This window comes from Streptomyces albiaxialis, assembly GCF_039530985.1.
GTDB classification, from domain to species: Bacteria; Actinomycetota; Actinomycetes; order Streptomycetales; family Streptomycetaceae; genus Streptomyces; species Streptomyces albiaxialis.
The window spans coordinates 138,012-146,994 of the sequence record NZ_BAAAPE010000029.1 but is presented as its reverse complement, the minus strand read 5'-3'; the positions used below and the strand labels follow the sequence as shown (position 1 = coordinate 146,994).

The window sequence follows — 8,983 nt, the reverse complement described above, 5'->3', positions numbered from 1 at the left end:
GGGCGCCGCGCGGCGCGGGGATCCCCGCGCAGGGCGGCGCCGCCATGGGCACCGCGCAGGGCGGCGGCCAGCGGCGCGGGCCCCGGCTCTCCGAGCCCGAGCTGGAGCTGCTGGAGCAGACGACGATGATGTTCCGCCAGTGGGACGCCCAGTGCGGCGGCGGGCTCCGCCGCAAGGCCGTCGTCGGCCAGCTCCACGAGGTCACCGACCTCCTCCAGGAGCAGCACCCCGAGCCCGTCGCCCGGCGGCTCTTCCGCGTCACCGCCGAGCTGGCCGAGCTGGCGGGCTGGATGAGTTACGACATCGGACTCCAGCCCACCGCGCAGAAGTACTTCGTGCTGGCCCTGCACGCCGCCAAGGAGGCCGGAGACCGCCCCCTGGGGTCGTACGTGCTGAGCAAGATGGGCCGCCAGATGATCCACCTCGGCCGCGCCGAGGACGCCCTGGAGCTGATCCACCTCGCGCAGTACGGGAGCCGGGAGGGCTCCACCCCCCGCACCCAGGCGATGCTGTACGCGATGGAGGCCCGGGCGTACGCGAACATGGGCCAGCCCGGCAAGTGCAAGCGCGCCGTCCGGATGGCCGAGGAGACCTTCGAGGAGATCGACCGCTCGGACGGCGACCCCGACTGGATCCGCTTCTTCTCCGAGGCCGAGCTCTGCGCGGAGAACGCCCACTCGTACCGCGATCTGGCCTATTCGTCCGGCCGCAGCCCGACCTACGCGTCGCTGGCGCGCCCCTTCATGGAGCGCGCGGTCGAGCTGTTCCGTGACGAGGCGGCGGAGAGCGAGGGCGGCGGCCACCAGCGGTCCTACGCACTGAACCTGATCGGCATGGCCAGCGTCCACCTCCTCCAGCGCGAGCCCGAGCACTGCGCGGAGCGCGCGGGCGAGGCCATGGACGTCGCCAAGCGGCTCCGCTCGGAGCGGGTGAACAACCGGCTGAGGCGCACCGCCGCCTTCGCCGTCCAGGACTTCGGCGAGGTCGCCGACGTCGTGCAGCTCAGAGAGCGGCTCCGCATCGAGCTGCCGGAGAGCGAGGCGGCGGTCGCGGGCTAGCCCCGCACCCCGCGCGCGGACGACCGGTCGCGGCAGCGGCCCCTCGGATCCCGACTCGGCCCCCCACGCCAGGTCAACCGGGGCACCTGCCGCGGCCGGTCTTCGCGTGCGCGCCCCTGAGGACGGCGGAGCGTACTCCCCGGCACCCGGTGCGGACCGGCGGTTCATCCCGGCGTAACACGGCCCGCCTCATCGTCACGGACGTGAAACACCGCACGGCACCGGTGGAAACCGGCCTTCGGAAACCTGTCGCGCATACCGCCCGCCGGACCCGGGCCGGGCCGCGCCGCACTCCACGGACGGCGAGCCGCACGGGTCGTGACCCCGAGGAGTCGTCCATTGAACGGCGCGGACACCGCATTCGTCTTGATCAGCGCAGCACTGGTGATGCTGATGACGCCCGGCCTCGCCTTCTTCTACGGCGGCATGGTCCGGGTCAAGAGCGCGCTCAACATGCTGATGATGTCGTTCGTCTCGCTCGGCGTCGTCACCGTCCTGTGGGTCCTCTACGGCTACTCGCTGGCCTTCGGACCCGACACCGGCGGCGTCATCGGGAACCTCGACTTCGTCGGCCTCAAGGGCATCTCCGCCGACACCCTGACCGGCAAGGGCGGCATCCCCGTCCTCGCCTTCGTCCTCTTCCAGATGATGTTCGCGATCCTCACCCCCGCGCTGATGAGCGGGGCGCTCGCCGACCGCGTGAAATTCAGCGCCTGGACGCTCTTCATCGCCCTGTGGACCACGATCGTCTACTTCCCGGTCGCGCACTGGGTGTGGGCCGAGGGCGGCTGGCTGTACGAGCTGGAGGTCATCGACTTCGCGGGCGGCACCGCCGTCCACATCAACGCGGGCATCGGCGCGCTCGCGGCCGTCCTCGTCGTCGGCAAGCGCGCCGGCTTCAAGAAGGACCCCATGCGTCCGCACAGCCTGCCGCTCGTCATGCTCGGCGCCGCGCTGCTGTGGTTCGGCTGGTTCGGCTTCAACGCGGGCTCCGCGCTCGCCGCCGACGGCACCGCCGCCACCATGGCCGTCAACACCCAGGTCGCCACCGGCGCCGCCGTCCTCGGCTGGCTCGTCTACGAGCGGATCCGGCACGGCGCCTTCACCACCCTCGGCGCCGCCTCCGGCGCCGTCGCGGGCCTCGTCGCCATCACCCCCTCCGGCGCCGCCGTCAACGCGATGGGCGCGCTCCTCATCGGCGTCGTCGCCGGGGCCGTCTGCTCCTGGGCGGTCAGCCTCAAGTACAAGCTGGGGTACGACGACTCGCTCGACGTCGTCGGCGTCCACCTCGTCGGCGGGGTCATCGGCACGCTGCTCGTCGGCTTCCTCGCGATCGACGGCGTGGGCGGCCTCACCCAGTTCGGCAAGCAGGCCGTGGGAGCCTTCTCCGTGATGGCGTTCTCGTTCGTCGTCTCCTGGCTGCTGGCGAAGCTCGTGCAGGCCACGGTCGGCTTCCGTGCCGACGAGGACGACGAGGCGGCCGGACTCGACCAGGCGTACCACGCGGAGACCGCGTACGACTTCAGCGCCGTCGGCGGCGTCTCCTCCTCGCGCTCGCGCGACAGCGTGCCCGGCCCCCAGGCCCCGCTCTCCAAGAAGGTGGATGCATGAAGCTCATCACCGCGGTGATCAAGCCGCACCGGCTCGACGAGGTGAAGGAGGCCCTGCGGGCCTTCGGCGTCCAGGGCCTCACCGTCACCGAGGCCAGCGGCTACGGCCGCCAGCGCGGCCACACCGAGGTCTACCGGGGCGCCGAGTACACCGTCGACCTCGTGCCGAAGATCCGTATCGAGGTCCTCGTCGAGGACGAGGACGCCGAGCAGCTCACGGAGATCGTGGTCAAGGCCGCCCGCACCGGCAAGATCGGCGACGGCAAGGTCTGGATGGTCCCGGTCGAGACGGCGGTCCGCGTACGGACCGGTGAGCGCGGGCCGGACGCGCTGTAGCCCTCCGCTCGTCCGTGGCGCCCTCGTCCGCGGCTGCGGGAGCGTGGCGGCTGGGCGCGCAGTTCCCCGCGCCCCTTTCGGGGCACGACATCGGAAGGGTGTTGCCATGACGGCTGAGAAGACCGAGGTGGCGGAGGAGAGTTACGCCGCCGCGCGGCTGCGGCTCCTTCAGGAGAGCGCGCTGGACGGGCCGTCGCGGCGGGCCGCGCTGTCCGGGCTCACCGACACATGGCTGGCGGGGCTCCTCGGAGGTGGCGCCCCCTCCGGTGTCGCCCCCGCCGGGGTCGCGCTCGTCGCCGTCGGCGGGTACGGGCGCGGGGAGCTGTCGCCGCGCAGCGACCTGGACCTCCTGCTGCTGCACGACGGGCGTACGGCCGCGGACGGGATCGCGGCGCTCGCCGACCGCGTCTGGTACCCCGTCTGGGACCTCGGGCTCGCCCTCGACCACTCGGTCCGCACCCCCGCCGAGGCCCGGCGGGCCGCCGAGGACGACCTCAAGGTGCAGCTCGGCCTGCTGGACGCCCGGCACCTCGCGGGCGACCCCGCGCTCACGGCCGACCTGCGGACGGCGGCGTACGCGCGCTGGCGGGCCCAGGCGCCCCGGCGGCTGCCCGAACTGCGCGAGATGGGGGAGGAACGGGCGCGGCGCCACGGCGAGCTGCGGTTCCTGCTGGAGCCGGATCTGAAGGAGGCGCGGGGCGGGCTGCGCGAGGTGACCGCGCTGCGCGCCGTCGCCGCCTCCTGGCTCGCGGACGCGCCCCGCGAGGGCCTGGAGGAGGCGCGCCGCACCCTCCTCGACGTCCGCGACGCGCTGCACCTGGCCACCGGCCGGGCCACCGACAGGCTCGCGCTCCAGGACCAGGACCAGGTCGCCTCCGCGCTGGGGCTGCTGGACGCCGACACCCTGCTGCGCCACGTGTACGAGGCGGCACGCGCCCTCTCGTACGCGAGCGAGGTCACCTGGCGCGAGGTCGGGCGCGTGCTGCGCGCCCGCTCGGGCGGGACCGGGCCGCGCGCGGGGCGTACGCGGCTGCGCGGGCTGCTGGGGCCGGGGCCGGGCGCGCGTTCGGGCGGGGGCACGGGCGCGGGGACGGGTGTGGGCACGGCGTCGGCGTCCGGCTCGGGGGAGCGGACGCCGCTGGCCGAGGGGGTGGTGGAGCACGAGGGCGAGGCGGCGCTCGCCCGTGGCGCGCGCCCCGAACGCGACCCTGTGCTGCCGCTGCGCGCGGCGGCTGCCGCCGCGCAGGCCGGGCTGCCGCTCGCGCTGCCCGCCGCCCGCAAGCTGGCCCGTTCCGCGCCCGCCCTTCCCGTGCCCTGGCCGCGAGAGGCGCGCGAGGAATTCGTCACGCTCCTCGGCGCGGGCGAGGCGACCGTGCCCGTGTGGGAGGCGCTGGAGGCCGCCGGACTCGTCGCCCGGATGCTGCCCGACTGGGAGCGCGTACGGTGCCGCCCGCAGCGCAACCCGGTGCACCTGTTCACCGTCGACCGCCACCTCGTCGAGACGGCCGTCCACGCCTCCGCCCTCACCCGCCGGGTGCACCGCCCCGACCTGCTCCTGGTCGCCGCGCTGCTGCACGACATGGGCAAGGGCTGGCCCGGCGACCACGCGGTCACCGGCGCGACGATCGCCCGCGACACCGCCGCCCGCATGGGATTCGGCCCCGCCGACGCTGAGGTGCTGGCCACGCTCGTACGCCACCACCTGCTCCTCGTCGAGACGGCCACCCGGCGCGACCTGGACGACCCGGCCACCCTCCAGACCGTCGCGCGGGCCGTCGGCAGCCAGGGATCGCTCGAACTGCTGCACGCCCTGACCGAGGCGGACGCCCGCGCCACCGGACCGGCCGCCTGGTCCTCCTGGCGCGCCGGACTCGTCGCCGACCTGGCCGCGCGGACCGCGGCCGTACTGTCCGGCGAACCGGCCGAGCAGGCCGCCCCGTACGAGCCGACGGCCGAGGCCGAACGCCTCGGCGTCGAGGCCTGGCGCACGGCCGGACCCGTACTGGCGCTGCGCGCCCACGCCGAGGGCACGGCGGCCGCAGCCGCGAATGAGCATGGGACCGGGACCGGGACCGGCGGCATCGGGGAGTCCGCGTCCGGCGGCGAGCCCGAACCCGTCGGCGTCGAGCTGCAGATCGCGCTGCCCGACCAGCCCGGCGTGCTGCCCGCCGTCGCGGGCGTCCTCGCGTTGCACCGGCTGACCGTCCGCTCCGCGGACCTGCGGCTGCTGGAGCTGTCCCCGCGCGTGACGGGCGGCGCGGGCGGCTCCGTGCTGCTGCTCACCTGGCGGGTCGCCGCCGCGTACGGCTCGCTGCCGCAGGCCGCGCGGCTCCGCTCCGACCTCGTACGGGCGCTCGACGGTTCCCTCGCGATCGCCTCCCGCCTCGCCGAGCGCGAGGCCGCCCACCGGCCGCGCCGCAGGGGCACGCCGCCCCCGCCGCCGCGCGTCACCGTCGCGCCGGGCAGCTCCGACCTCGCCACGGTCATCGAGGTGCGGGCCCAGGACGCCCCGGGCCTGCTGCACCGCATCGGGCGGGCCCTGGAGGGCGCGGGCGTCGCGGTGCGCAGCGCGCGGGTGAGCACCCTGGGCGCGAGCGCGGTCGACGTGTTCTACGTGACGGGGCCCGAGGGCGCGCCCCTCCCCGCGGACGAGGCGGCGCGTCTGGCACGCTCGCTGGAGGCGGAGCTGAGGTGACCTCCCCCGACGAAGGCGGGGAAGCCCGGCACTGACCGTACCCCCGAAGGGCGGATACCCTGGGGGGTCGATGCCGACTTGACCGACAACGCTAAGGACCCGCGACCGCCGTGTTCGATACTCTCTCCGACCGCTTGGCGAGCACTTTCAAGAACCTCCGGGGCAAAGGGCGCCTTTCGGAGGCGGACATCGACGCCACGGCGCGCGAGATCCGAATCGCTCTCCTCGAAGCGGACGTCGCCCTGCCCGTCGTCCGGGCCTTCATCAAGCAGGTCAAGGAGCGCGCCCTCGGCGCCGAGGTCTCCCAGGCGCTGAACCCGGCGCAGCAGGTCATCAAGATCGTCAACGAGGAGCTGATCAGCATCCTCGGCGGCGAGACCCGCCGGCTGCGCTTCGCCAAGACCCCGCCGACCGTGATCATGCTCGCCGGCCTCCAGGGCGCCGGCAAGACGACCCTCGCGGGCAAGCTCGGCCGCTGGCTCCAGGGCCAGGGCCACACCCCGATGCTGGTCGCCGCCGACCTCCAGCGGCCGAACGCGGTCAATCAGCTCTCGGTGGTCGCCGAGCGCGCGGGCGTCGCCGTCTTCGCGCCCGAGCCGGGCAACGGGGTGGGTGACCCGGTCAAGGTCGCCAAGGACTCGATCACATACGCGCGCGACAAGCACCACGACGTGGTCATCGTCGACACCGCCGGACGCCTGGGCATCGACCAGGAGCTGATGCAGCAGGCCGCGGACATCCGCGACGCGGTCAGCCCCGACGAGATCCTCTTCGTCGTCGACGCCATGATCGGCCAGGACGCGGTCACCACCGCCGAGGCGTTCCGCGACGGCGTCGGCTTCGACGGCGTCGTGCTCTCCAAGCTCGACGGCGACGCGCGCGGCGGCGCGGCCCTCTCGGTCGCCCAGGTCACCGGCAAGCAGATCATGTTCGCCTCCAACGGCGAGAAGCTGGACGACTTCGACGCGTTCCACCCGGACCGCATGGCGTCCCGCATCCTCGGCATGGGCGACATGCTCACGCTCATCGAGAAGGCCGAGCAGACCTTCAGCCAGCAAGAGGCCGAGAAGATGGCCGCCAAGCTGGCGAAGGGCCCCAAGGAGTTCACGCTCGACGACTTCCTGGCCCAGATGGAGCAGGTCCGCAAGATGGGCTCCATCTCCAAGCTGCTCGGCATGATGCCGGGCATGGGCCAGATGAAGGAGCAGATCAACAACCTCGACGAGCGCGAGGTCGACCGCACCGCCGCCATCATCAAGTCCATGACGCCCGGCGAGCGCGCCGAGCCGACGATCATCAACGGCTCGCGGCGCGCCCGTATCGCCCGCGGCTCCGGCGTGGACGTCAGCGCGGTCAAGAACCTCGTCGAGCGCTTCTTCGAGGCCCGCAAGATGATGTCCAAGATGGCCCAGGGCGGCGGCATGCCCGGAATGCCGGGCATGCCGGGAATGCCGGGCGCCGGGGGCAAGAAGAAGGGCAAGCAGCAGAAGAAGGCCAAGGGCAAGCGCCAGTCGGGCAACCCGATGAAGCGCAAGCAGGAGGAGCAGGCCGCCGCCGAGCGCAAGGCCGCGGGCGGCCAGGGCGGCGCCTTCGGGCTCCCCGGCGCCGGCCAGGACGCGAGCGACTTCGAACTCCCCCAGGAGTTCAAGGACATGCTGCCCCCGAAGTGAGCCGTCCGGGCACAGGGCGGATGATGTCGTGCATGTCCACTGTGCCCAGCGCGCCCGCCATGCGCGTCTCCATCCGCCCGCCCAAGCCCGAGGACGAACGCGCCTACAGCGAAGCCGTCGTCCGCTCCACCGACCACCTCAGCCCGTGGAACCCGGTGGAGCCGGACGGCTTCCCCGACCTCCTGCGCCGCCAGGGCCCCACGCTGCGCACCTTCATGATCTTCAACGACGAGGACGGCGGCCTCGTCGGACGGGTCAACGTCGCCAACATCGTGCGCGCCCGCTTCCGCAACGCCGCGCTCGGCTACGACAGCTACCTGCCCTACGCCGGGACCGGCCGGATGACCGAGGGCCTGCGCCTCGTCGTCGACCGCTGCTTCGGCGAGGCCCCCGAAGGCCTGGCGCTGCACCGCCTGGAGATCAGCGTCCAGCCCGACAACGTCCGGTCCATCGCCATGGCCAAGCGCCTCGGCTTCCGGCACGAGGGCTTCTCGCCCCGCATGCTCTACATCAACGACGCCTGGCGCGACCACGAGCGCTTCGCGCTGACCGCCGAGGAATGGCCGGGCGTCTGAACGTACGGGCGGTCACGCGCGCCCTGTCACGTACGGGCGGTCACGCGCGCCCTGTCACGTACGGACGGTCACACGCGCCCAGTCACGTACGGACGGTCGGAAGCGGTCACGTACGGGCGATCACGTACCGGAAGAGGTTCGGCATCCATAGCGTGCCGTCCTCCCGCAGATACGGATGCAGCGCCTCCACCAGCTCCTTGAGGACCTGCTCCTCGTCGGTCGCCCGTACCGCCGGATCGTAGAGGCCCGTCGCCAGCAGGCCCCGCACCGCGCTCTCCATGCCCGCGTAGCCGAACGGGCACGCCACCCGGCCCGAACCGTCCAGCCGCAGCCCGGCACGGTGCGCCAGGTCCTCCAGATCGTCCCGGCCGCACCAGTGCGCGCACCCCGAAGCGGGCTCGGCGGCGGGCTCCGCCAGCCGCGTCGCCACCCGCAGCGCGGGCGCCGTCGCACACCGCTCCGAGGGGCCCCAGCCCGCCAGCACCACGGGCGTGCCGCGCTCCAGCCCCGCCGCCGTACGGGCCAGCGCCTCCGCGCCCGGCAGCGCCTCGAACGCCGTCACCAGCGTGGGCACCCCGTCCTCCTGCGGCAACGGCTCCCCGGGGCCGCCCGGGGTCAGCCGCGCCTCCCACGGGCGCGTGCCCCACTCCGGCTCCGATAGCAGCCGCTCACGGGCCAGCGCCAGCCGCGCCGCGTCGGTCTCCACCCCGTGCACGGCCGCGCCCCGCTCGACCGCCAGCAGCAGCGCGAGCCCGGTGCCGCAGCCCAGGCCCAGCACCCGGGAGCCCGGGCCGATCTCCAGCCGTTCGTACACCGCCTCGTAGAGCGGGACCAGCATCCGTTCCTGGATCTCCGCCCAGTCCCGCGCCCGGGCGGTCTGCTCCGCCGTGGGGGACGCGGTCCGGTGCCGGTCATGCACGAGCGCGGGTGTCATCGCAACGCCCCAATCCAGTGAAGCTCCGTCGCGGCCGTCTGGGTTCCCCTTGAGTGGTGCCCGCCCCCGTATGCCCAGGGAACAGCGCATCTGTCCGTGCGTCCA

At 73.8% G+C, this 8,983-nt stretch carries 7 protein-coding genes; 6 read left to right on the top strand and 1 reads right to left on the bottom strand.

Annotated features, from left to right (window positions below):
- The 6 genes from ABD343_RS39645 to ABD343_RS39620 all read left to right on the top strand — a co-directional run.
- On the top strand, positions 1–1,058 hold a 1,058-nt coding region (locus tag ABD343_RS39645), incomplete at its 5' end, for an NsdA family TPR-like regulatory protein (RefSeq protein WP_486387857.1).
- Positions 1,059–1,397: 339 nt separating this feature from the next.
- A complete protein-coding gene (locus ABD343_RS39640) occupies positions 1,398–2,669 on the top strand; it encodes an ammonium transporter (RefSeq protein WP_344535626.1) in 1,272 nt (423 codons plus the stop codon).
- The gene (locus ABD343_RS39635; RefSeq protein WP_344535625.1) at positions 2,666–3,004 is read left to right on the top strand and encodes a P-II family nitrogen regulator; all 339 of its coding nucleotides are present in this window, start codon (positions 2,666–2,668) and stop codon (positions 3,002–3,004) included. Before ABD343_RS39640 ends, ABD343_RS39635 begins: the two co-directional genes overlap by 4 nt.
- 106 nt (positions 3,005–3,110) lie before the next feature.
- Positions 3,111–5,699 (top strand): [protein-PII] uridylyltransferase, encoded by a 2,589-nt coding sequence (locus tag ABD343_RS39630; RefSeq protein ID WP_344535623.1) that lies wholly within the window; start codon positions 3,111–3,113, stop codon positions 5,697–5,699.
- Positions 5,700–5,809: 110 nt separating this feature from the next.
- A complete protein-coding gene (ffh, locus tag ABD343_RS39625) occupies positions 5,810–7,369 on the top strand; it encodes a signal recognition particle protein (RefSeq protein WP_344535622.1) in 1,560 nt (519 codons plus the stop codon).
- A 32-nt stretch (positions 7,370–7,401) separates the two neighbouring features.
- The gene (locus ABD343_RS39620; RefSeq protein WP_425578378.1) at positions 7,402–7,944 is read left to right on the top strand and encodes a GNAT family N-acetyltransferase; all 543 of its coding nucleotides are present in this window, start codon (positions 7,402–7,404) and stop codon (positions 7,942–7,944) included.
- 106 nt (positions 7,945–8,050) lie between these two features.
- On the opposite strand, the gene ABD343_RS39615 is transcribed toward ABD343_RS39620, so the two are convergent.
- The gene (locus tag ABD343_RS39615) at positions 8,051–8,878 is read right to left on the bottom strand and encodes a class I SAM-dependent methyltransferase (protein WP_344535621.1); all 828 of its coding nucleotides are present in this window, start codon (positions 8,876–8,878) and stop codon (positions 8,051–8,053) included.
- Between the last annotated feature and the right edge of the window lie 105 nt (positions 8,879–8,983).